Genomic DNA, 21,097 nt, shown 5'->3' on the forward strand with positions numbered 1-21,097 from the left:
CATAGCGGACGGCGTGGCGGCAGCGGGCCACCGATGACCGAAAATGGGCGGTCACCGGTGGCCCACGGTGGCTCTACTGGTAACTGATGTCCGACGCGCTGTACTTGCAGTACGTTCCGTCAGGGCCGCTGCCCGTCTCGTCGGGCTCGTCGCCCGAGCTGTTGCCGGTGTAGCGGATGCAGGGCTTGATCTTCTTGCTGGAGTCGCCGTGGATGCGGATCTTGCTGAGGGTCGCCGTGTCGCCGTAGTTGGTGTTGATGCCGACCAGGGACTTGCCGGGCGCGGTCACGTCCACGTCGTTGATGGTGATCGTGCGCTTGTACTGCTTGGAGCAGTTGCCGCAGGAGCGCACCAGCTTGCCGAAGTCCGAGACCTGGAACCCGCTGATGTTCAGCTTGCCCGCGCCGTTGAACTGCAGGACCTTGTCGTCGGCCTTCTTCGCGCCGCCACCGGTGACGGTGTACGTCGAGCTGCTCGAAGTGCCCTTGAAGGTGGCCGCGTCCTCGCCGACGTCCTCCCACCACACGTTCTGGATGGTGCAGCTGCCGGAACAGTGCACGCCGTCGGCGGCCGGCTTGCCGAGCACCACGTTCTTCAGGACGGCGCCGTCCTTCAGCTTGAAGATCGGGTCCTGGCCCTCTTCCTGGCCGTCGCCGCCGAGGTCTCCGCTGCCGTAGAAACGCTGGAGCCCGCCGTCGTAGGTGCCGGACACCTCGATGGTCTTCGTGACGGGCTTGTCGCCCGTGGGGGTCGGCCAGGCGGCGGCCGTGGTCGCCGCTCCCGCCGGGGAGAGCAGCACGTTGGCGCCGAGGGTGGCACCGGTCAGCAGGAGGGCGCCGCCCGCCGCGCCCACGGCGCGGCGGCGGGTGAGGCGGCGCTTGCGGCTCTTGCGCGGTTCGGCTCGTTGCGTGGTCATGGGGACCGCTCTTTCGCTGGGGGGATGACCTTGCGTCTGCTGGTCTCCGCCCGCCTGCGGAAGGTTGCCGCCCCGCGAAGAATTCCTCCCGCGCTCTATGAGGTGCGGGCGAAGTCGCCCCGTACGGCGGCCTTTTGAGCCTGCCGGCTCGACTCGGTGGCCTCCGCCGCGTAGGTGTCCTCGCCCGCGTCCCTGCCGCCCTCGGCGTGGTTGTACTGGCCCGCGAAGACGTGCTCACCCGCGGGAACGGTCCGGCCCGCCTTCAGCGTCCAGCGGTAGACCAGGTCACCGTCCGACTTCCGTACGGAGACGGTGAAGTCGTCGGCGGGCAACGAGCGCCAGTTGCCCGTGTCGGTGACCCCGCCGGTCTGCGCGACACGCAGTTCGACGGTGAGGGCGGTGAGCGGTTCGCCCGTCTTGAAGGTGAGAGTGCTCTGCGCCCAGAAGTCGTTGCTCCGCGGGTCGATGGAGCCGTCGCTCCAGAGGTAGCGGTCCTCGACGCTCTTGGCGTCCGGCGCCACGGGCCGCGTGTCGGGCGGGGGGCCGGACTCCTTCGGCGGCCGGCTGGTGTCCTGACCCTCGCCCTCGCCCTTTCCCTTGTCCGGCGTGCCCTTCGTGGCCTTGCCCGACGGGTGGGCGGGCTCGGCGGGCGAGCTGGGCCCGGCCTTCCCGTCGTCCGGTGCGGAGGCGGAGGGGCTCGGCCCGGACGGGGAATCGGGGGCGGCCGGAGTGCCCACGGTGCGGGGCGGCGGCTCCTCGCCCTGGACGGCGGAGGCGACGGCATAGCCGCCGAGCGCGAAGACTCCCGCAACGGCGGCCGTCGCACCCGCTATCCGCAGCCAGGGGGCGGGTCGCGGCAGCCTGTCGCGGGCCGAGGCACCGGGGTCGACGGCGTCGCGCTCCATGCCGCGCTCGACCCGGGCCAGCATCCGTTCCCTGTCGGGGCGGTGCTCGGCCGCGGCATCGCGCAGCTGCTTGCGTACGTCGTCCATCACTGCCTCCCTCCCACGAGTTGCGACGCGGCCCGGTCACCGAGGAGCCGCTGCAGCTCCGCCATTCCCTTGGACGTCTGGCTCTTCACCGTACCGACCGATATGCCGAGGGTGAGCGCGGTGTCCTTCTCCGACAGGTCGAAGGCGTGCCGCAGGACCACACAGGCCCGCTTACGGAACGGCAGCGTACGCAACGCCTCCTGGACGTCGACGACCGCCGGTATGTCGGGGTCGTCGACCCCTTCCGGGCGCTGCCCCCAGAACAGCGCCACGCGGCGGCGTTCGCGGACGGCACTGCGGATGCGGCTGCGCGCCATGTTGGCGACGACTCCACGGGCGTACGCGGCCGGGTGGTCGGCGGCCCTGACCCGGTCCCAGCGGTTCCAGAGCGCGACCAGGGCGTCCGCCGCCAGATCGTCCGCCGCGTCCTTCTCGCCGGTCAGCATGTGGGCGAGGCGGGCGAGTTCGTTGTAGTGCCGCTCGAAGAAGTCATGGAACTCCGCGGCGGCTGCGTCGTCGACCGCTGTCCCCACGGGTGACCTCTTTCTGTGCTCGCGCGCGGCTCTTCCCGCGCGCCGGGTGGCCCCCGTGCCGCCGCAACGCGATGCGCGAGCATAGCAACGTCTGTACGAGAGATCGAACAACGTCCGGAATCCCAGGCGCATCTGAGCCAAACGGTATGTGATCGGATCCCACGACGCCCCCACCCGGCCGGGTGGGGGCGTCGCCTGAGCCGGTGTCAGCAGGTGCCTCGCTCCCAGTTGTGCCACTTGCCGTCGTGGAACACGTTGGCGTACACGGTGTTGCCGGCCCACACGCCGACGCAGCGGTAGCCGGGGCCCTTTCCGACGCCCCAGATCTGGTCCGCCCGTCCTCCGCCGGGCATTTCCTTCCAGCCGCCCGCGTTGGCCCAGATGTGGTAGATCCCGCGATTCGTGCCGATCACGAAGGTTTCGTCCCTGGAGCCGTTGCCGTCCCAGTCGACGTCGAGGCCGGTGTTCGAGCCCTTCATGCAGCCCCAGTGGCCCCAGCGCTGGATGGGATGGGCACATGCCTGGGCCGACGCGTCAGCGGTCGCGGACCTGACCACGGTGGCCGTCGGGTCGGCTGAGGCTGCCGGTGCCGGCGCCGGTGCCGGTGCGGCACTGGCGGATGGCACAAAGGCGCCGGAGAGTGCGGCCAGCGCCGCGGTTGCTCCGAGCGCCGCCTTCTGCATGGTTCGCATGCTGTTTTCCCCCTGTGCTTCGGGTCTTCCCCTGTATTTCGGGCTGTGCGGTCACCACAGAAGCTAGGGGTCCGAGGGCTCGGCGCGCGTCGTGCGGTGGTTTGGTGTGGCCGTCCACCGAGCGCGCCAGCCGGGTAAACCTGGGCGGTAGGCGGCGTTTGTCGTCCACCCGGCGCGGCAGCCCCGCCGACCCGGACCCGTCCACCGGTGGGCCGGCAACTGCACCTGACCGGGCGGCAACCTTCCGCGCTCCCCGCGGCGACTCAGGCGAGGCACTGTCCCTCTCCCCCTCCCACTTCCCCGCAGGAGCACCCCATGGCCCAGGAATACCCCATGGCCGAGAACCCGTACGGCGACCGCCTCCGCCCCAGGCGCCGAAGAACACGGCGGGCCCGTGGCCGAGTCCTGATCACCGCCGTCATCGCGGGCGCTCTCGCCGCCGGAGGTCTCATCGCCCTGTCGTCCACCTCGTCGGCGGCCACCGCGCGCCAGGCCGAGGCGCTGGACCGGGGCGTGGTCAGCGTGCACACCGACGCCGGGAACCTGGTCAGCTGGCGCTGGCTCGGCACCGATGACGACGACGTGGCCTTCAACGTCTACCGAGGGGGTACGAAGGTCAACTCCTCCCCGGTCACCGGCTCGACGAACTACTTCCACGCGGGCGCCCCCAACAGCGCCGACTACACGGTGCGCGCGGTGGTCGACGGCACCGAACAGGGCGACTCCGTGCACGCGGTGCAGTTCCGCGCCGGGTACAAGGACGTGCCGATCGCGCCGCCCGCCGGGGGCACGACCCCGGACGGCGTGGCGTACACGTACGAGGCGAACGACGCGTCCGTGGGCGACCTCGACGGGGACGGCGCCCTGGACTTCGTACTGAAGTGGCAGCCCACCAACGCCAAGGACAACTCCCAGTCCGGCTACACCGGCAACACGGTCATCGACGGCGTCAAGCTGGACGGCACCCGGCTGTGGCGGATCGACCTGGGCCGGAACATCCGCTCGGGCGCGCACTACACGCAGTTCCAGGTGTACGACTACGACGGGGACGGCAGGGCCGAGGTCGCCACGAAGACGGCGGACGGCACGAAGGACGGCGCGGGCAAGGTGATCGGCAGTTCCTCCGCCGACCACCGCAACTCCAGCGGCTACGTCCTCGCCGGACCCGAGTACCTGACGATGTTCGACGGCCGCTCCGGCGCCGCGCTCGACACGGTGGACTACGTCCCCGCGCGCGGCAGCGTGGCGAGTTGGGGCGACAGTTACGGCAACCGTGTGGACCGCTTCCTCGCCGGGACCGCGTACCTCGACGGCAGCAGGCCGTCCCTGATCATGGCGCGCGGCTACTACACGCGGTCCGTCATCGCCGCCTGGGACTGGCGGAACGGGGCATTCACCCGGCGCTGGACCTTCGACACCAACTCCTCCACGAACACCGGCAAGGGCTACGACGGCCAGGGCAACCACAGTCTGTCGGTCGCGGACGTCGACGCCGACGGCAAGGACGAGATCGTGTACGGCGCGATGACCGTCGACGACAACGGCGGCGGCCTGTGGACGACCAAGCTCGGGCACGGCGATGCCGGGCACGTCGGTGACCTCGATCCCTCCCGCGCGGGCCTGGAGTACTTCAAGGTCTCCGAGGACAGCTCCAAGCCGGGCTCCTGGCTGGCCGATGCCCGCACCGGGCAGCGCCTGTGGACCACGGCTTCCGGCTCCGACAACGGCCGGGGCGTGTCCGCCGACGTCTACGCCGGTTCGGCGGGCGCCGAGTCCTGGTCGGCGGCCGACAGCACCCTGCGCTCGCCGTCCGGGGCGTCGGTCGGCCGCGAGCCCTCCAGCGTCAACTTCGTGAACTGGTGGGACGGCGACACCACCCGCGAACTCCTCGACGGCACCCGCATCGACAAGTACGGGACGGGCGGCGAGACCCGGCTCCTGACCGGGGCGTCGGTCGCGTCCAACAACGGCACGAAGGCGACCCCGGCGCTCTCGGGCGACATCCTCGGCGACTGGCGCGAGGAAGTCGTGTGGCGCACCGCGGACAACAAGGCGCTACGGATCTACTCCACGCCGCACGAGACGAGCACGAAGATCACCACACTGCTCCACGACATCCAGTACCGCACGGCGCTGGCCTGGCAGAACACGGCCTACAACCAGCCACCGCACCCGAGCTTCTTCATCGGCTCCGGCATGGCAAAAGCACCACGCCCGGTGGTGTCAACTCCCTGAGGGGGCACCTGAGAGCCCGGGGGCAGGGCCCGAACTGGCCCGCACCGTCAACTCCGGTGCGATCAGGACGACTTCGTCCTCGCTCTGCCCTCGCAGCTTGGCGACGACACGCTCCACCGCCTGGCGGCCCATCTCCTGGGCGGGGATGGCGACGGAGGTGAGTCGCACCGAGGCCTGGGTGGCGACCTGGTCGGGGCAGACGGCGATGACGGAGACGTCTTCCGGCAGGGCGCGGCCCTGCTGACGGAGGAGGCTCAGGAGCGGTTCCACTGCCGACTCGTTCTGGACGACGAACCCGGTGGTGCCGGGACGTTCGTCGGAGATCCGGGCCAGGGTCGCGGCCAGCGCGTCGTACGTTCCCTCACAGGGGCGGTGCAGCACCCGGACGCCGAGCTCCTGGGCCCGCGTGCGCAGCCCGTCCAGGGTGCGTTCCGCGAAGCCGGTGTGCCGCTCGTACACCGCGGGCGCCTCGCCGATCACGGCGATCTCCCGGTGGCCGAGCCCGGAGAGGTGCTCCACGCACTGCGCGCCGGTCGCCACGAAGTCGAGGTCCACACAGGTCAGGCCCGTGGGGTCGGCGGGGAGGCCGATGAGGACCGCGGGCCGGTCGGTCTCGCGGATCAGCGGGAGACGCTCGTCGTCCAGCTCCACGTCCATCAGGATCATCGCGTCGGCGAGCGCGCTGCCCTCGATGCGGCGGACCGCCTCGGGCCCCTCCTCGCCGGTCAGGAGCAGCACGTCGTACCCGTGGGTGCGCGCGGTGGTGGCGACGGCGATGGCTATCTCCATCATCACCGGCACGTACATGTCGGTGCGCAGCGGCACCATCAGGGCGATGATGTTGGACCGGCTGCTGGCCAGCGCGCGGGCGCCGGCGTTCGGGTGGTAGCCGAGCTCCCTGATGGACCGTTCGACGCGGTCCTTGGTGGAGGAGGAGATGGACCGCTTGCCGCTGAGCACATAACTCACCGTGCTGGCCGAGACTCCGGCGTGGTGGGCTACCTCGGCGAGGGTGACCATTCAGTTCTCCTAGACGGGCTCGGACAGGTCGTGAGGCGGTGGTGAAGCGCTTCGACGTGGGGCCGTCCCGACCTTAGAACGACACCCGTACGCTGTCCATAGATGCGTCGAAGCGCTTCGACTGGCCGTGCTGTCCCGTGGAGTTGAGGTGCGCTACCCCCGCCCGGCGGTCCTGGCGGTGTCCCCGTAAACGATGCCACGGCCGTTCGTGGACACGTACACCCGCCCGTAGATCCGGGGGTCGCCGGTGATGGCCGCGCCGGTCCAGCCCCACTGGTGGGCGTCGTCGTTGACGCGCACCCAGCTCTCGCCGGCGTCGGTGGAGCGGAAGATCCCGCGCACCCCGCCGACCTTCGCGCTGGTGAAGAGCGTCTGGTGGCCTGAGCCCGGCGCGGCCTTGCCGAAGCCGATCGAGTCGGCCTCCTCCACGCCGTGGACGCGGCTGAAGCTCGCGCCGGAGTCGGTCGAGTGCCACAGGCCGTACGTCCCGCCCGCCTTGCCGCCCGCGAGCCAGATGTCCCCCGCCTCCCCCGGGACGGCCTTGAAGCGCACCGCGCCCTCCGCCGGGAGACCCCTGGAGGCCTTCGCGGTGAAGGTCGCCCCGCCGTCCGTGCTGACGTAGAACGTCCCGGACTTGAAGCCGTAGAACGTCTTGGGGTCGGCACGGTCGGATTCGACGACCGCTCCCTGCGGGATGCCGGTGGACGCCGTCCACGACGCGCCCCGGTCACCGCTGGTGTGCACGCCCGCGCCGTCCGGGCTCCACACGAAGCGGCTGCCGTCGGCGGACGCGGCGACGGTTCCGCCTCCCGAGACCCCCGAAGGCTCCTTGCCCGCCGACCAGTTGGCGCCGTTGTCGCCGGAGAACGCGATGCGCGGCCCGCTGTCGAGCTGACCGACCCGCACCACCGTGTTCGGATCCGACTCGGCGTGGTCGATGCTGGTCGTGGTGGTGAAGTTGGGGCCGGTGTACATCAGGGGCGGCACCTTGGTGAGGTCCGTGTGCCGGAAGCCGCCGATGTCGCCGAGCGCGCTGAGCAGCGGCGCCCCGGAGGCCGGTGCGGCGAGATCGTTGACGGCGGTCTCCTCCAGGCCCTTCACCATCGGGGTGACGGTGAACTTGCCGCCGCCGTCCCACTGCCGCAGGTTCCTGGTGCCGTAGACGGTGGCCCCGGTGCCGTACATCATCCGGTCGGAGTCGAAGGGGTCGATCTCCAGGGCCTCCGTCATCCACCCCAGCTTCGGGCTCTGTTCGGGCGGCGCCGGGTTCGCGCCCCACGACAGCCAGGGCGCGGACGAGACGTCCATGGTGTAGCGGTTGGTGCGCTCGGGATAGGCGCTGTAGCTCCAGGCGCCGGTCCAGCTGCCGCCGCTGTCGGTGGAGCGGAAGATCTGAGTGTCGGGGAACCAGGAGCTGTAGCCGGTGACCATGACGGTGCCCGGATGCTGCCGGTCGACGCTCAGTCCGCTGAAGCCGTAGTACGTGTCGGCGTCTGTCGCGGGGCTGATGTTCTTCCACTCCCCGGTGCGGGTGGCGTAGCGCCACACCTGCCCCTTGCCGCCGTCGTAGGGGCCGCCCTTGTCGCTGTAGGCGAGGTAGAGGTAGCCGTTCTCCGCGTCGAGCACGCCCTTGTGGGCGAGGAGCCCGGTGGGCTGGCCCGCGAGCCGGGACCAGGTGGTGCCCGCGTCCGTCGAGCGGTAGACGGCGTTGTCCTTGTCGGCGACGCCCACGTACACGGTCTTGGTGCGTGCGCCGGTAGCCCCCGTGGACTCGTCGAAGGTGACCCACGCGATGCCCTGGTTGTCGGAGGCGTAGCCGGTCGAATCCCCCGGATCCTGCCGGTAGTTGCCGGGGTTGGGGAACGCGGTCACCTTCGACCAGGTGACGCCGGAGTCGGTGGAGCGCCACAGGCCGTTGCCGCTGGGCGCCCCCAGGTACAGCACACGGTTGTCGTGCGGGTCGACGGCTAGGCGTTCGCCCATGCCGCGGCCGGGCATGTTGCCGCCGAGCTTGAAGGGCAGGTCGGCCTTCTTCCAGGTCCTGCCCCGGTCGGCCGAGCGCATGACGGCGCCCTTGCCGGGGTCCCAGTCGTTGGTGTACGTCCCGACGGCGGCGTACACCTTGTCCGGCGCGACGGTGTCGGACGCGATGCTGACGACCCCGGTGTGGCCCCAGTCGTCCCAGCCCACCGAGTCGAGCAGCGGCGTCCAGGACTGGGACGACTCCTGCCAGCGGTAGGCGCCACCGATGTCGGTGCGCGCGTAGGCGAGGTTCTTCTCGGTCCGGTTGAAGACGATGCCGGGCACGAAACCGCCGCCGTCGATGCGGACGTTCTTCCACCTGTACGCGGCTGTCGCCTTCTCCTTGGCGTCATCCGCGCCGGAGGAGGGGGCGGCCACGAGCAGCAGCCCCGGGATCAGGCTGAGGGCGCCGAGCAGTTTCCCGCCGCGACTCCTGCGGGCGGTCACCGCGACCCCAGCCCCGGTTCGAGGAGCTCCGCGTACGCGCCCATGGCGAGCGCGATGTCGGCCTGCGCCCAGAAGCGGTGGTACGTGAACCGGGGTGCCGCTCCCCCGGCGAGGTAGGCCTGCACCTTCGGCCAGTCGGGGTCGTCGCGGTAGAAGGAGCGGATGGAGGTGAAGTCGGAGCCGGAGTCGATGGGGTCGCCGTTCGGCATGGTGCCGGTCCAGCCGTCCGGGACGTACACCGCGTCGTCGAACCGGTCGTAGTCGGCACGAGTCTCGGGCACGGCGATGCCGAGGGGGTCCTGGTGGTGCTGCCACATGCCGTCGAGGAGCGCCTTGGCCGTCCTGGCGGCTTCGGTGTGGCCGGTGGCCGCGGCGTAGTAGGTGAGGGTCTTGGCGTAGGCGGCGGCCACGCCCACGTCGTTGGTGCGGTCGACGACGGAGACGTGAAGTTCCGTGTTGGTGCCCGGACTTGAGGGGTTCCAGGTGTCGGGCCGGCCGGACCACTCGAGGGTCGAGGGGATGGCGTACGTGCCGTCGTCGGCGATCTTCGTCTCGGAGAGGGCCCACGTGACCCACTTGTCCATGACGGTCTTCGCTGCGGGGTCGTCGGTCTCGTGGAGGTACTCGGCGACGCGCTCCATCGACCAGGCCTGGAAGCCGAACCACTGGTTGGACGGCGGGTCGTGGTAGACGGGCTTCTCGTCGTAGGCCATGCCGTAGAAGGTGGGGGTGCCGGCCGGGGGCTCGGCGTAGCGGCCCTGCCAGCTGTTGGTGGCGCCGCCCGCGATGGCGCCCTCGGCGGACTGCAGCCAGCGGTAGAACTCGATCTGCCGGGTCAGGCTCTTGGCCCAGTCGGCCTTGCCCGACGCCGACTTGGGAGCGAGCGGTGCGTACGCGCTGAGGGCGAAGGCGGCCAGGGGGTTCTGGTAGCCGCCGTGGCTGTGGCTCGATCCGATGCGCCAGGCCCAGCCGGCTGAGGCGTCGGTGGCGCCGCCCCAGGCGTAGTACCAGGAGAGCAGGTAGTGCGCGCTGTTCTTGCCACTGCCGGGCGCGCAACCGGACGGGTCGGTGCAGTCGCCGATGGTCTTGAAGTACTTGTCGAACAGGGCGTAGCGCAGGTAGTCGCCCATCTTGGCCGCCTTGGCGACCGTCGCCGCGACCTCGGACTGCTTGCCCTGGGCCGAGGCCCAGACGTGCGCCCAGTAGGCGGCCTGCACCGCGCGGGCGTCGGCGTCGGGGGCGTTGGTGTACTTCCACTGCTTGGCGTAGGAGGCGTCGCCGGTGAACAGGTCGAGGTAGCCGTTCTTGCCGCCGTGGGTGAACTCGTCGCGGGTGGGGTGCGGGACGGTCTCCCAGACCGACTCCTGGGGGCCGCGCTGGAAGGTGTTGATGTGGACGGGGCCCGCGGCGCCACTGCCGTATCCGTAGACGTCGTCGACGTCCTGGAGCCAGTGCATGCCGTAGATGTCGTCGCTGCCGTACGCGCTCCTCAGCTCGGCGGCGATCGGGTCGGCGCCGGCCTGGACCGCGGGGTCGAGCCGGGCGGGGTACTGGGACGGCTGATCGTGTTCGGGGGCGTACGTGGCTGGTTTCGCCGCATTGTAGAAACTGTTCGTCGGCTGGTCGGCATGGGTCGGGATCATGAATTTCTCCATGGTTTCCCAGGCCGCGTTGAAACGTGTCCAGTCGCCGCTGACCTTGCCGTACATGGCCTGTAGCCAGAGCAGATAGCTGTATGCCTCGGATGTCGTCTCGTGCCCGTGGTCGGGGGCTTCGACAATGAGGGTTTCGACCGAGTGGTACGGAATACCGTCCGGCGAGAAATAGCCGTTCGCGGAATCGGTGATCTTCGCGTAGAGGTCGAGGAAGCGCTGCTCGTACTCGGTGGCGGCAGTCGCGGCATGGGCGCTGTGAACTGCAGGGTTGAGCGCCACGATGATGGGGGCGAGCGCTGCTCCGGCACCGAGGGTCAGCAGGTTGCGGCGGCTGATTTCCGGTCTGGAGGGGCCGGAGCGGGGAGATGGGGGGAATGCGGACATGCGGGGATGTCTCCTGACGGCTCGATGGGGGCGAGCTCCGCTCGGGGAGCTGGGTATCCAGTGGGAGGACCAGTGGGAGCACCAGTTGGAGTACAAGTGGGAGCACAAGTGGGAGCGCTCCCAAAATTCAGCCCGGACGGGCCCGATGTCAAGAGCCCGCACACGAAAGGGAGTTGTCGAATGAATTCGACGGCGGAAATCCAGAGTTCGAGAGAAACCCGCCAACCTTTCTGTTCCCGGCGGCGACTTCCTGCTAGCTTCCACGGCACCAGTGGGAGCGATTCCGGTTCGATCCGAGGAGTCGCCCATGCCCCGTCCCTTCCGGCGCAGAGCCCTCGTCGCGCTGCCCGCCGCCGCCCTGCTGGCCCTCGTCCCGAGCAGCGCCACCGCCTACCCCAACCCCGGGCGGGTTACCGGCGACATCGTCGTGCACGACCCGACCCTGGCCCGCACCTCAGCGGGCAAGTACCTCCTCTACTCGACCGGCGACGGCCTGCAGCTGCGCACCTCCACCGACCGGATCGCCTTCGGCCGCAGCGGCTCCGCCTTCCCCACCCGGCCGAGCTGGTGGAACAGCTACAACTCCACCGGGGACGTCTGGGCGCCCGACATCTCGTACCACGGCGGCAAGTACCTGATGTACTACTCCGTCTCGTCGTTCGGCTCGAACAAGTCGGCCATCGGCCTCGCGGCCTCCGCCACGGGCGAGCCCGGCTCCTGGACCGACCACGGCGCCGTGTACACCTCGACCACCTCCAGCGACTACAACGCCATCGACCCGAACCTCTTCGTGGACGACGACGGCAAGTGGTGGCTGTCCTTCGGCTCCTGGTGGACCGGGATCAAGATGATCCGGATCGACCCGTCGACCGGCAAGCAGTACGCGGGCGACACGGCCCGGCGCTCGCTCGCCTCGCGCCCCACCGGCACCAAGGCCGTCGAGGCGCCCTACATCGTCAAACGGGGCGGCAACTACTACCTCTTCGCCTCCTACGACACCTGCTGTGCGGGCACCAGCTCCACCTACAAGATCAAGGTGGGCCGCTCCTCCAAGGTCACCGGGCCGTACGTCGACAAGAACGGCGTCGGCATGACGAACAACGGCGGAACGCCGGTCCAGGAGAGCCACGGCCGCTACATCGGCCCCGGCGGCCAGTCCATCATGAAGGACGCCGACGGCGACCTGCTCGTCTACCACTACTACGACGGCCAGGACAACGGCACCCCGAAGCTCGGCGTCAACCTCCTCGACTGGAGCTCCGGGTGGCCCGTCGCCCGCTGAACGTGCCGGTGTGTCAGCCCAGCCGGATCACGTTCCATGACAGCGGCTCCAGGACGGCGTGCAATGCGCCGTCCTGGAGTGCCGTACCCGTGACGTCGTGCGGGGTGACGCGCTCCGGCTCGGCAAGGGTGTTGCGGGCGTCCGGGTCCGCGTCGGCGAGGGCACTGTGCCCAATGACGTGCGTCAACTCAAGTCCGTGCAGGGCGACTTCGAGGGGCAGCGGTTCGCTCTGGCTGCGGTTGACCGCGAAGACGGAGACGGTGCCGTCCTCGGCGCGCACGGCGGTCGCGTGCAGCAGCGGCACCTCGCCGAACTTCACCGTCCCGTGCGCGGGTGAGTCGACGCGTACGTCGAGGACCTGGCCGCGGCCGTGCCGCGAGGCCTGCGCGAAGGGGAAGAAGGTGGTCTGTCGCCAGGCAGGGCCGCCCGGCTCGGTCAGGATCGGCGCGATGACGTTGACCAGCTGGGCCAGGCAGGCGACGGCCACCCGGTCGGCGTGCCGCAGGAGGGCGATGAGGAGGGAGCCGACGACGACCGCGTCGGTGACCGTGTAGTTGTCCTCCAGGAGGCGCGGCGCCTCGGGCCAGTCGCGCAGGCTCTCCTCGGCCTCGGGGTGCGGCCGGGACTGGTACCAGACGTTCCACTCGTCGAAGGACAGGTTGATCTTCTTCTTGGACTTCAGGCGGGCGCCCACGTGGTCGCAGGTGGCGACGACGTTCTCGATGAAGGACTCCATGTCGACGGCGGAGGCGAGGAACGAGTCCCGGTCGCCGTCGGTCTCCTCGTAGTAGGCGTGCAGGGAGATGTGGTCGACGAGGTCGTAGGTCTCGGTCAGGACCGTGGCCTCCCACGCGGCGAAGGTCTCCATGGACTGGCCGGAGCTGCCGCAGGCGACCAGCTCGACGTCCGGGTCGGCCTGGCGCATCGCGCGTGCGGTCTCGGCGGCCAGGCGTCCGTACTCCTCGGCGGTCTTGTGGCCGGTCTGCCACGGCCCGTCCATCTCGTTGCCCAGGCACCACAGGCGGATGCCGAAGGGGTTCTTGTCGCCGTGCGCGGCACGCAGGTCGGACAGGGCGGTGCCGGCTGGATGGTTGGCGTACTCCTGGAGTTCCAGGGCCTCTTCGACGCCTCGCGTGCCGAGGTTCACCGCCATCATCGGTTCGGCCTGTGGGCCGATCTTCCGCAGGAAGGCGATGTACTCGGAGAGCCCGAAGCGGTTGGTCTCCGTGGAGTGCCAGGCCAGGTCGAGGCGGCGCGGTCGCTGGTCGGCGGGGCCGACGGAGTCCTCCCACTTGTACCCCGAGACGAAGTTCCCGCCGGGGTAGCGCACGGCGGTCACGCCGAGCTCGCGGATCAGGTCGAGCACGTCGGTGCGCAGTCCGTCCTCGTCGGCCGAGGGGTGGCCCGGTTCGTGGATGCCGGTGTAGACGCAGCGGCCGAGGTGCTCGACGAAGGAGCCGAAGAGCCGGGGGTCGACGTCACCTATGGCGAAGGCGGGGTCGAGGGTGAAGCGGGCGGTGCGGGGGGCCATGCGGAACCTTTCGACTGGGCTGCTGGGCAAGGGAGTCAAGGGGCGTTCGGCGGCCTGCCGCTACTGGCCGGCCAGGCCCGTGTGGGCCACGCCGCTGACGATCTGGCGCTGGAAGAAGACAAAGACGACGATCAGTGGCAGGCCCGCCATGAGGCCACCCGCCATGAGCTGCGCCCACTGGATGCCGTAGGAGTTCATGACGGTCGCGATTCCGTTCGGCATCGTCATCAGGTCGGGGTTGTTGGTCACCATGTACGGCCACAGGAAGTTGTTCCAGGACGCGATGAAGGTGAAGATCCCGACAGCCGAGAGCGAGGGCCTGGACAGCGGCAGCACGATGGTGAAGAAGACCCGCCAGCGTCCGGCGCCGTCGATGTACGCGGCCTCCTCCAGCTCGTGCGGGATCGACTGGAAGAACTTGTAGAGGATGTAGACCATCGCGGCGGGCGCGCACTGCGGCAGGATCATGCCCCAGTACGTGTCGACCATCCCCATGGACTGGACGGTCGTGAAGAGCGGCACGCCGAGCACGGCGGGCGACACCATCAGGCCCGCCATCACCAGGCCGAGCAGCAGGTTCTTGCCCCGGAACTCGGTGCGCGCGAAGCCGTACCCGGCGAGCGCGCTGACGAACACCACGACGAAGGTGACGCAGACCGAGACGACGAGTGAGTTCACGAACCAGTTGGTGATGTTGCCGCTCTCGAAGAGCGCCTTCCACGCCTGGCCCGTCCACTCCTCGGGCACCCAGTGGGTGGGCACCTCGACGGCCTCGGTCTCCGACTTCAGGGAGGTGAAGAGGGCCCACAGAAGCGGCGTCATCCACAGCGCGGAGACGAGGACGCCGAGCGCGGTGAGGACGATCTGGCTGGGGGTCCACTTCTTCTCGCGTACGTTCTTCTCGCGTACGTTCTTCTTGCCTACGGCAGCTTTGTTCAGGGCGGTGGCGCTCATCGCACGCCCTCCTCACGCTTGCGCAGGAGCCACATCCGGCCGAGGGCGACGGCCGCGATGAGGACGAAGAAGATGATGGAGATCGCCGAGGCGTAGCCCACGCGGTAGGCGGTGAAGCCCTCTTCGAGGGTGTACTGGACGAAGGTCCGGGTGCTTTCCTCGGGCCCTGGGCCGAAGTCCTGCATCACCACGGCCTGGTCGAAGACCTGGAGCGAGGCGAGAATCTGCAGGGTGATCACCAGGCCGGTGATGTTGCGCAGCATCGGCAGGGTGATGTGCACCATCCGCTGCCAGGCGCCCGCGCCGTCGAGTTCGGCGGCCTCGTACAGATGGCGCGGGATGTTCTGCAGGGCCGCGAGGAAGAGCAGGAAGCTGAAGCCGACCGTCCACCACAGGGTGGTGATGACGACGGCGAGCATGGCGGTGGACTTCTGGGTCAGCCAGGGCGTGTCGAGGCCGAAGACGTGGTCGATCATTCCGGTGCCCGGGTTGAACAGCCACTGCCACAGGTTTCCGGCGACCGTCGACGGCAGCAGGAAGGGGGCGAAGAAGCACAGCCGCCACAGCCACTTGGCGCGCTCGATGTGGTGGGCGAGCATCGCGAGGAGGAACGCGAGGACGACGATGCAGGGCACCACGAGCAGGGTGAAGTACGCGCTGTGGCCCAGGGAGTCCCACAGGAGGGGGCTGTCGAGGGCTTCCCGGTAGTTGTCCAGGCCCACGAAGCGTGCGTCCGTGCCGGAGATGTTGGCGTCGGTGAAGCTCAGCCACAGGCCGCGGCCGATGGGGAGCAGCACGAACAGCGCGAAGAGGACGAGGAACGGGGCGACGAACCAGCCGCCGTGCTGCACGCGCCGGGTCAGCCGGGCCCGGAGCGAATCGGCGTCCGCCGCCGGGGCGGTCCGTACGGCGGCCGGGGCGACCGCGGTGTCGACTGCGCTCATGCGGCGGACCCTCCCTCGGTGGCGGATCTGCCTTCCATCGGGTTCTTCATGGCGACCAGCTTTTCGAGTACGCCCTTCATGCGGCGGGCCGTGGCGTCGGGCTTGGCGGAGCCGACGTTGGAGGAGGTGATGACGGGGCCGATGCGCTGGGCGAGGAGTCCGGTGGACCCGGCGAACCAGGCGGCCGGCTCGACGGCCATGTGATCCATGGCCGAGACGTACTCGGACTGCGGCTTCAGTGCCAGGTACTTCTTGTCGTCGAGCGTCGGCAGATAGGCGGGGATGTGGCCGCCGCGCGCCCACGCGGTGGCGTTCCTGACGACGTACGCGGCCAGTTGGTGCGCGCCTTCGTTGCTGGCGCCGCCGCGCTGCGACTGGTGCGGCAGGACGAAGCAGTGCGACTCGGTGTGGGTGGCCGGTTTACCGAAGACGGGTGGCAGCGGGGTCGCGCCGTACGTGAGCTTCGCGCCGCTGAAGACGGGCACCGACCAGTTGCCCTCCCAGGTGAAGGCGGAGCCGTTGACGAACGCCTCGCCGTCGGCGACGCCGATCGCGGTGGAGTAGCCGTCGGTCATGTGCCGGCGCAGGAACTCCAGGACCTGGGTGGCCTTGCCGGTGTCGAAGGTGACGTCCCGGCCGTCGGCGCTGAGGCAGGTGCCGCCGAGCTGGGTGTAGAAGGACAGGAAGAACCACCAGGAGAAGTTCGGTTCGTCGGCCTTGATGCCGATGGTGTGGACGTCGCCCTTGACGGCCTTCTTCGCGGCCTTGAGCACCTTGAACCAGTCCTCGGGCGAGGTGACCTCCGCAAGATCACCGTCCGCGTCGAGCAGCCCCGCCTTCTCGCACACGTCCCGGCGGTAGAAGCAGAGCTGGGCGTGGATGTCGAGGGGCAGGCCGTACAGCTTGCCGTCGACCACGGCGCGCTTCCACAGCACCGGGTCGAAGTCCGCCTCGCTCAGGCCGTGCTCGGCGAGGAGCCGCACGTCCCACGGGTCGAGGAGCCGTCCGGGGGCGAAGCCGGGTATCCGGCCCAGGTGCATCACCGCGAGGTCGGGGGCGCGGTTGCCGGACGCCGCCATGGCGAGCTTCGTGTAGTACGGGTTGCCCCACTGGAGGGTCGAGTCCTTGACGTCGACGCGGGGGTTCGCGGCGCGGAAGGCGTCCAGCATCGCGATCATGTTGGCGCCGTCGCCGCCGGAGAACAGATTCCAGTAGCGGACCCGTACGTCCGCGTCCGACGCGATCGCCGACGCGCTGCGATTCGCGGCGGCGAGTCCGAAGCTGCCCGCGACGGCGAGCGCTCCGATGGAGCCGAGCACACCTCGTCGGCTCGGGAGGGGTGGTGACATTGCGGCTCACTTCTGTTCGATATTTCGAATGCTGCTCGCAACTTCGAACGGGACCGTAAGGTCGAACGCGGGGCGCGTCAACGGTTCGGACGGACTCGGCGGCGAAGTCCCGTGAATCACCTGGAAGTTGTTCGACATCACGAACCCCGGGACGCACCTCGGCCACTTCCTGCGCAATGCGTTGACGCGCCGCTCCCCGCTGCCTAGGTTTCCGTTCGACCCGCTGATCGTCGTTCGATATATCGCACAGGAACTGGGGTACGCATGGCACGCAGACGATGGAGACTCGGACTCGCCCTGGGGGCCCTGCTCACCGGAACGCTCGCCGCGGTACCCACCGCCGCGGCCGAACCCACCGACTACACCATCGACGTCGACCCGGCCCGCACCGGCGCGAAGATCGACGACTCGATGTACGGCGTCTTCTACGAGGACATCAACCGCGCGGCGGACGGCGGCCTCTACGCCGAGCTCGTCCAGAACCGCTCCTTCGAGTACTCCACCGCCGACAACGCCACCTACACGCCCCTGACTTCGTGGGACACGTCCGGTTCCGCCAAGGTGGTGAACGACGACGGCCGCCTGAACGCCCGCAACCGCAACTACCTGTCCCTGGAAGGCGGTTCATCCGTCACCAACTCCGGTTACAACACCGGCATCGCGGTCGCCAAGGGCAAGCGCTATGACTTCTCCGTCTGGGCGCGCACCGGCGGCATGAGCAAGGCACCCCTGACCCTCACCCTGCGCGACGCCTCCGGCGAACTGGCCCCGGCCCGCCGCGTCACCGCGCGCGGCGGCTGGGCGAAGTACAAGGCCTCCTTCACCGCGGGCCGGACCTCCGCCGACGGTCGGCTCGCGGTCGCCTCGGATGCTCCGGTCGCCCTCGACGAGATCTCCCTCTTCCCCCGCGACACCTACAAGGGCCGCGCGAACGGCCTGCGCCAGGACCTCGCCCAGAAGGTCGCCGACCTGAACCCCGGCTTCCTGCGCTTCCCCGGCGGCTGCCTGGTCAACACCGGCTCCCACGAGGCGTACGACGAGAGGTCCGGCTGGCAGCGCAAGCGCTCCTACCAGTGGAAGGACACCATCGGACCCGTCGAGCAGCGCGCCACGAACGCCAACTTCTGGGGCTACAACCAGAGTTACGGCCTTGGCTACTACGAGTACTTCCAGTTCGCCGAGGACACCGGCGCGATGCCGCTGCCCGTCGTGCCCGCCCTGGTGACCGGCTGCGGCCAGAACAAGGCCACCGACGACCCGGCCCTCCTCAAGCGGCACATCCAGGACACGCTGGACCTCATCGAGTTCGCCAACGGCCCGGCGACGAGCGAGTGGGGCAAGAAGCGGGCGGCCATGGGCCACCCCAGGCCCTTTGGCCTCACCCACCTGGAGGTCGGCAACGAGGAGAACCTCCCGGAGGAGTTCTTCGCCCGCTTCAAGGAGTTCCGCGCGGCCATCGAGAAGAAGTACCCGGACATCACCGTCATCTCCAACTCCGGCCCCGACGACAGCGGTTCGACGTTCGACAAGGCCTGGCAGCTCAACCGTGACGCGGACGTCGCGATGGTCGACGAGCACTACTACAACAGCCCGCAGTGGTTCCTGGAGAACAACGACCGCTACGACTCCTACGACCGCAAGGGCCCGAAGGTCTTCCTCGGCGAGTACGCCTCGCAGGGCAACAAGTTTTCCAACGCCCTGTCCGAAGCGGCCTTCATGACCGGCCTGGAGCGCAACGCCGACGTCGTCAAGCTCGCCTCGTACGCGCCGCTGCTCGCCAACGAGGACTACGTGCAGTGGAAACCGAACATGATCTGGTACGACAACGACCAGTCGTGGGGCTCGGCCAACTACGAGACGCAGAAGCTCTTCATGCGCAACGTCGGCGACGAGGTCGTGCCGTCCACCGCATCCGGCACCCCCGCCACGTCCGGCCCCGTCACCGGCGCCGTCGGCCTGTCCACATGGGCGACCAGCGCCTCGTTCGACGACGTGAAGGTCACCGGCGAGGACGGCGGGACGCTCCTGGCCGACGACTTCTCCGGCGGTGACGGCCGGTGGAGCAAGGCGGCGGGCAAGGGCACCTGGGCCGTCCAGGACGGCGCGTACGTCCAGTCCGACGAGGCCGCGGAGAACACCCTGGTCACGGCGGGCGACAAGGCCTGGCAGAACTACGACCTGAACGTGAAGGCCACCAAGAAGTCCGGCAAGGAGGGCTTCATGGTCGCCTTCGGGGTCAAGGACACCGGCAACTACTACTGGTGGAACCTGGGCGGCTGGAACAACAGCCAGTCAGCCGTCGAGAAGACCACGGACGGCGCGAAGCAGACCATGGTCCAGGACACGACGACCATCGAGACGGGCCGCAGCTACGACCTGCGCGTCGAGGTGCGCGGACGTCAGGTGACGCTCTTCCTCGACGGCAAGAAGTGGGGTTCCTTCACGGACGACAAGCCCGCCGAGCCGTTCCGCCAGGTCGTCACCCGCGACAAGGCCACCGGTGACCTCATCGTCAAGGTCGTCAACGCTCAGGGCTCGGATGCCCGCACCAAGGTCGGCATCGGCCCGGGCACGAAGGTGCGGCCGACCGCGCAGGTGACCACGCTCGCCGCCGACCCGGCCGCGGAGAACACGAAGGACGCGTCACCGGTCAAACCGGTGACGTCGACCTTCAAGGGCGTGTCCGACACCTTCTCGTACACCTTCCCGGCGAACTCGATCACCTTCATGAGGATCAGGACCGGCTGAGGGAGATCGTTTCGCACCGCGCACATGTCCGGTACAAACACCATCATGCCTGGTCAAACGAGGTGCGACGGGTTCTTTGGGGGGTTCGGTTGGCGAGCGGGGACAGGGCAATGACAGGATGAGGACCATGACAATCAAGGCTTATTTCGACATCACCATCGACGGCAAGCCCGAAGGCCGCATCACGTTCAACCTCTTCGACGACGTCGTGCCGAAGACCGTGGAGAACTTCCGCGCGCTCGCCACCGGCGAGAAGGGCTTCGGCTACGCCGGCTCGAAGTTCCACCGCGTCATCCCGGACTTCATGCTCCAGGGCGGCGACTTCACCGCCGGCAACGGCACCGGCGGCAAGAGCATCTACGGCGCGAAGTTCCCCGACGAGAACTTCCAGCTCAAGCACACCAAGCCGGGCCTGCTCTCGATGGCCAACGCGGGCCCCAACTCGAACGGCTCGCAGTTCTTCATCACCACGGTCGTCACGAGCTGGCTCGACGGCAAGCACGTGGTCTTCGGTGAGGTCGCGGACGAGGACAGCCTGGCCCTCGTCAAGAAGATCGAGAGCTTCGGCTCGCAGTCCGGCGCCACCAAGGCCGAGGTCGCCATCGCCGCCTCCGGAACGCTCTAACACCGGGCGCACCTGGCACGAGCCCCCGCCGCATCCGGCGGGGGCTCACCCATGCCCGGACCGCCTCGCGCCGCCGCCTCGGGCAAGGCCGGTCACGTACCTCAGGCCGCCCAGGAGGTGCGCGCGGAAGACCGGGTCCGCGTAGGCCTCGTCGGCGTGGCCGAGGGCGGTGTAGAACATCGGGCCGCCGCCGTTCTCGTGGCACCACACCAGGGGGTGGTCGGCGCCCATCCCGCCGCCTTCGTACGAGGACTCGTCGGCCGATGCCAGGACCCGCACCGCGCCGCGCGGCGACGCCCGGAAGTCGTACCACTCATCGGTGAACTCCCAAGTGGCGGGGAGGTGTTCGGTGGCGGGATGCCCGTGGTCCTCGACAGTCAGGCGGCCGGGCTGGAGGGCGGGGTGCCGGGCGAAGCGCGCGCCGAGCAGTTCGCCGTAGTACGGCCAGTCGTACTCGGTGCAGGCCGCGGCGTGGACACCCATGAAGCCGCCGCCCGCCGACCGGTGCGCGCGCAGCGCCGACCGCCCGGCCGGGGTGAGGACGTCGCCGCTGGTGGAGAGGAAGACGATCGCCGTGTAGCCGGAGAGGTCCTGCTCGAAGGCGGCCGGATCCTCGGTCGCGTCGGCCGGGCTGCCGATCCCGGCGGCGAGCTCGCTCAGGGCGGCGACTCCGGCGGGGATCGACGCGTGCCGGTAGGCGGTCGTTCGGCTGTAGATCAGCAGGCGGGGGCTCATGGGTCCCGATCGTATGAGCCGCGGCCGGCCAGG

The 21,097-nt window shown here is 69.4% G+C and carries 15 protein-coding genes and 1 pseudogene; 4 read left to right on the plus strand and 12 right to left on the minus strand.

Annotated features, from left to right (window positions below; genetic code table 11):
- Positions 1-73 precede the first annotated feature (73 nt).
- The 4 genes from AB0E78_RS32725 to AB0E78_RS32740 form a co-directional block, all read right to left on the minus strand.
- Positions 74-916: a pectate lyase gene (locus tag AB0E78_RS32725; protein WP_361840279.1), complete on the minus strand. Its 843-nt coding sequence runs from the start codon at positions 914-916 to the stop codon at positions 74-76.
- Positions 917-1,011: 95 nt separating this feature from the next.
- Positions 1,012-1,908, minus strand: coding sequence for a hypothetical protein (locus tag AB0E78_RS32730; protein ID WP_361840282.1), 897 nt, complete (start codon positions 1,906-1,908; stop codon positions 1,012-1,014).
- The gene (locus AB0E78_RS32735; RefSeq protein WP_361840284.1) at positions 1,908-2,441 is read right to left on the minus strand and encodes a SigE family RNA polymerase sigma factor; all 534 of its coding nucleotides are present in this window, start codon (positions 2,439-2,441) and stop codon (positions 1,908-1,910) included. The genes AB0E78_RS32730 and AB0E78_RS32735 overlap by 1 nt, the downstream gene beginning before the upstream one ends.
- A 206-nt stretch (positions 2,442-2,647) precedes the next feature.
- A complete protein-coding gene (locus AB0E78_RS32740; protein WP_361840287.1) occupies positions 2,648-3,133 on the minus strand; it encodes a hypothetical protein in 486 nt (161 codons plus the stop codon).
- A 333-nt stretch (positions 3,134-3,466) separates the two neighbouring features.
- On the opposite strand from AB0E78_RS32740, the gene AB0E78_RS32745 reads away from it, so the two are divergent.
- Positions 3,467-5,368 carry a rhamnogalacturonan lyase gene (locus AB0E78_RS32745; RefSeq protein WP_361840530.1) on the plus strand — a complete coding sequence of 634 codons (1,902 nt, stop codon included), beginning with the start codon at positions 3,467-3,469 and terminating at the stop codon, positions 5,366-5,368.
- Here the strand turns inward: AB0E78_RS32745 and AB0E78_RS32750 are convergent.
- The 3 genes and pseudogenes from AB0E78_RS32750 to AB0E78_RS32760 all read right to left on the minus strand — a co-directional run.
- A complete protein-coding gene (locus tag AB0E78_RS32750; RefSeq protein WP_361840289.1) occupies positions 5,357-6,388 on the minus strand; it encodes a LacI family DNA-binding transcriptional regulator in 1,032 nt (343 codons plus the stop codon). The genes AB0E78_RS32745 and AB0E78_RS32750 overlap by 12 nt on opposite strands.
- 153 nt (positions 6,389-6,541) lie before the next feature.
- On the minus strand, positions 6,542-8,857 hold the full coding sequence (locus AB0E78_RS32755) for a xyloglucanase (protein ID WP_361840291.1): 2,316 nt from the start codon (positions 8,855-8,857) through the stop codon (positions 6,542-6,544).
- Positions 8,854-10,737, minus strand: a pseudogene (locus AB0E78_RS32760) (glycoside hydrolase family 48 protein); the annotation flags it as partial. The gene AB0E78_RS32755 and the pseudogene AB0E78_RS32760, both read right to left, overlap by 4 nt.
- 466 nt (positions 10,738-11,203) lie before the next feature.
- Between AB0E78_RS32760 and AB0E78_RS32765 the strand changes: the two are divergent.
- Complete coding sequence (locus AB0E78_RS32765; protein ID WP_361840294.1) at positions 11,204-12,178, plus strand: arabinan endo-1,5-alpha-L-arabinosidase; 975 nt, start codon at positions 11,204-11,206, stop codon at positions 12,176-12,178.
- Positions 12,179-12,191: 13 nt separating this feature from the next.
- Here the strand turns inward: AB0E78_RS32765 and AB0E78_RS32770 are convergent, their stop codons facing one another.
- The 4 genes from AB0E78_RS32770 to AB0E78_RS32785 are packed head-to-tail and all read right to left on the minus strand — an operon-like array spanning position 12,192 to position 16,956.
- Complete coding sequence (locus AB0E78_RS32770; protein WP_361840297.1) at positions 12,192-13,709, minus strand: alpha-N-arabinofuranosidase; 1,518 nt, start codon at positions 13,707-13,709, stop codon at positions 12,192-12,194.
- Positions 13,710-13,769: 60 nt separating this feature from the next.
- Complete coding sequence (locus AB0E78_RS32775) at positions 13,770-14,663, minus strand: carbohydrate ABC transporter permease (RefSeq protein WP_361840299.1); 894 nt, start codon at positions 14,661-14,663, stop codon at positions 13,770-13,772.
- Positions 14,660-15,607 carry a sugar ABC transporter permease gene (locus AB0E78_RS32780; RefSeq protein ID WP_361840302.1) on the minus strand — a complete coding sequence of 316 codons (948 nt, stop codon included), beginning with the start codon at positions 15,605-15,607 and terminating at the stop codon, positions 14,660-14,662. Before AB0E78_RS32780 ends, AB0E78_RS32775 begins: the two co-directional genes overlap by 4 nt.
- On the minus strand, positions 15,604-16,956 hold the full coding sequence (locus AB0E78_RS32785; protein ID WP_361840305.1) for an extracellular solute-binding protein: 1,353 nt from the start codon (positions 16,954-16,956) through the stop codon (positions 15,604-15,606). Before AB0E78_RS32785 ends, AB0E78_RS32780 begins: the two co-directional genes overlap by 4 nt.
- A gap of 264 nt (positions 16,957-17,220) precedes the next feature.
- On the opposite strand from AB0E78_RS32785, the gene AB0E78_RS32790 reads away from it, so the two are divergent.
- Together AB0E78_RS32790 and AB0E78_RS32795 are read left to right on the plus strand one after the other, a co-directional pair.
- Positions 17,221-19,704, plus strand: a complete 2,484-nt coding sequence (locus tag AB0E78_RS32790; protein WP_361840308.1) for an alpha-L-arabinofuranosidase C-terminal domain-containing protein — start codon at positions 17,221-17,223, stop codon at positions 19,702-19,704.
- A 127-nt stretch (positions 19,705-19,831) separates the two neighbouring features.
- Complete coding sequence (locus AB0E78_RS32795; protein WP_361840310.1) at positions 19,832-20,329, plus strand: peptidylprolyl isomerase; 498 nt, start codon at positions 19,832-19,834, stop codon at positions 20,327-20,329.
- A 45-nt stretch (positions 20,330-20,374) separates the two neighbouring features.
- Here AB0E78_RS32795 and AB0E78_RS32800 read toward each other — a convergent pair whose 3' ends face one another.
- The gene (locus AB0E78_RS32800) at positions 20,375-21,064 is read right to left on the minus strand and encodes a ThuA domain-containing protein (RefSeq protein ID WP_361840313.1); all 690 of its coding nucleotides are present in this window, start codon (positions 21,062-21,064) and stop codon (positions 20,375-20,377) included.
- Positions 21,065-21,097: the final 33 nt, after the last annotated feature.

The organism is Streptomyces sp. NPDC032198 (assembly GCF_040636975.1).
In the GTDB taxonomy this organism is placed as follows: Bacteria; Actinomycetota; Actinomycetes; order Streptomycetales; family Streptomycetaceae; genus Streptomyces.

Bases quoted from the DNA above. Each gene is read 5' to 3' on its own strand.
- AB0E78_RS32800 (WP_361840313.1), bottom strand. From the start codon at position 21,064: ATGAGCCCCCGCCTGCTGATCTACAGCCGAACGACCGCCTACCGGCAC.
- AB0E78_RS32750 (WP_361840289.1), bottom strand. From the start codon at position 6,388: ATGGTCACCCTCGCCGAGGTAGCCCACCACGCCGGAGTCTCGGCCAGC.
- AB0E78_RS32795 (WP_361840310.1), top strand. From the start codon at position 19,832: ATGACAATCAAGGCTTATTTCGACATCACCATCGACGGCAAGCCCGAA.
- AB0E78_RS32745 (WP_361840530.1), top strand. From the start codon at position 3,467: ATGGCCGAGAACCCGTACGGCGACCGCCTCCGCCCCAGGCGCCGAAGA.
- AB0E78_RS32790 (WP_361840308.1), top strand. From the start codon at position 17,221: ATGGCACGCAGACGATGGAGACTCGGACTCGCCCTGGGGGCCCTGCTC.
- AB0E78_RS32740 (WP_361840287.1), bottom strand. From the start codon at position 3,133: ATGCGAACCATGCAGAAGGCGGCGCTCGGAGCAACCGCGGCGCTGGCC.
- AB0E78_RS32730 (WP_361840282.1), bottom strand. From the start codon at position 1,908: ATGGACGACGTACGCAAGCAGCTGCGCGATGCCGCGGCCGAGCACCGC.
- AB0E78_RS32780 (WP_361840302.1), bottom strand. From the start codon at position 15,607: ATGAGCGCAGTCGACACCGCGGTCGCCCCGGCCGCCGTACGGACCGCC.
- AB0E78_RS32775 (WP_361840299.1), bottom strand. From the start codon at position 14,663: ATGAGCGCCACCGCCCTGAACAAAGCTGCCGTAGGCAAGAAGAACGTA.
- AB0E78_RS32725 (WP_361840279.1), bottom strand. From the start codon at position 916: ATGACCACGCAACGAGCCGAACCGCGCAAGAGCCGCAAGCGCCGCCTC.
- AB0E78_RS32770 (WP_361840297.1), bottom strand. From the start codon at position 13,709: ATGGCCCCCCGCACCGCCCGCTTCACCCTCGACCCCGCCTTCGCCATA.
- AB0E78_RS32785 (WP_361840305.1), bottom strand. From the start codon at position 16,956: ATGTCACCACCCCTCCCGAGCCGACGAGGTGTGCTCGGCTCCATCGGA.
- AB0E78_RS32765 (WP_361840294.1), top strand. From the start codon at position 11,204: ATGCCCCGTCCCTTCCGGCGCAGAGCCCTCGTCGCGCTGCCCGCCGCC.